The organism is Winogradskyella pacifica (genome assembly GCF_003386275.1).
Classification (GTDB): domain Bacteria; phylum Bacteroidota; class Bacteroidia; order Flavobacteriales; family Flavobacteriaceae; genus Winogradskyella; species Winogradskyella pacifica.
This window is the reverse complement of sequence record NZ_QREI01000044.1, coordinates 1-1,221: the sequence shown is the minus strand read 5'-3', so window position 1 is coordinate 1,221 and position 1,221 is coordinate 1. Positions and strand designations below refer to the sequence as shown.

Here is a 1,221-nt window from a genome sequence, read left to right as displayed (position 1 = left end):
CTTAAGTTTACAATTCATTAAATTTAAGGATAAATTAGAAAGAACAAAAGAGAGGAATAAGGTTAATATACACGCAGAAGCTTTAGACTTCGTCAACATTGAAAATCCCCTCTCTTTTCTACACAGATTTCGTACAGTTCTATGAGGCTTTTAGACCTCGATTTTAAGTCGTTGAAACTCGCGTAGATTGTCCTTTCAAAAAAACATTTACTTATGAATAAAGATATTAAATATTTTGGAATTGACATTAGTCGCTTAGTTTTCGATGTCACAGATTCTGATGGTAATTACTACCAGTTTAAAAATAATGAACTTGGTTTTAAAAAGTTTTCTAAATTTTTAAATTCCCATAGTCATTGCGTTATGGAAGCTACGGGTTATTATCACTATCAGTTGGCTTACCATTTGTTAGAATTTGGTATAAAAGTATCGGTAGAAAATCCATTGTCAGTGAAACGCTTTATCCAGATGGGACTATCAAAAGTTAAGACGGATAAGAGCGATTCAAAACTTATATGTGCTTATGCTGAGCAAGTAGAATTAAAGCTATGGAAAGGCAATTCTAAGGAGGAAATAGAATGTCTTCAAATTGTCAGAACTCTTTCTGTGTATACAAAACAAAGCACTATGCTAAAAAACAAACTACATGGTGAGGATGTATTAGGTAATCCAAGTAAAGTGGTTGTGAGATCCTTAAAACGTAGTTTAAAGCAGCTTCAAAAAGAGATGGCAGATTTAGAAGATAAGCTCTTGGTTTTGGTAAAAACAGAGCACCAAGATTTATTAACGCGTTTAAAAACTATTCCAGGAATTGGAACTAAAACAGCTATTATGTTAGTTGTTTTAACAGGCGGTTTTGATCGTTTTACAAACGCAAGTGAATTGTGTAGTTACGCTGGTCTAACACCTATAATTAGACAAAGTGGGAGTAGTGTAAAAGGGAGGCCACGAATAAGTAAAATGGGAAATCAAAAGCTGAGAAACTTATTATTTATGTGCAGTTTTAATGCTTGTAAACATAACAAAGCGTGCCGAGATCTTTATGAGCGAATCGTAGCCAAAGGAAAGAGCAAAAAATTAGCATTAATTGCCGTGTGTAATAAACTACTAAAACAGGCCTTTGCTATAGCTAAATCGGGATTAATATATGATGGAAATTATAAAAGTACTTTAGTGAAAAATTAATGAGTTTTTACTTGTTTTTTGCCACAGTACTTTGTT

General features: G+C 32.8%; 1 protein-coding gene. It reads left to right on the top strand.

Annotated elements, in window-relative coordinates:
• Positions 1 to 213 precede the first annotated feature (213 nt).
• On the top strand, positions 214 to 1,185 hold the full coding sequence (locus DFQ09_RS18720) for an IS110 family RNA-guided transposase (RefSeq protein ID WP_115813164.1): 972 nt from the start codon (positions 214 to 216) through the stop codon (positions 1,183 to 1,185).
• Positions 1,186 to 1,221: the final 36 nt, after the last annotated feature.

Bases quoted from the DNA above. Each gene is read 5' to 3' on its own strand.
- DFQ09_RS18720 (WP_115813164.1), top strand. From the start codon at position 214: ATGAATAAAGATATTAAATATTTTGGAATTGACATTAGTCGCTTAGTT.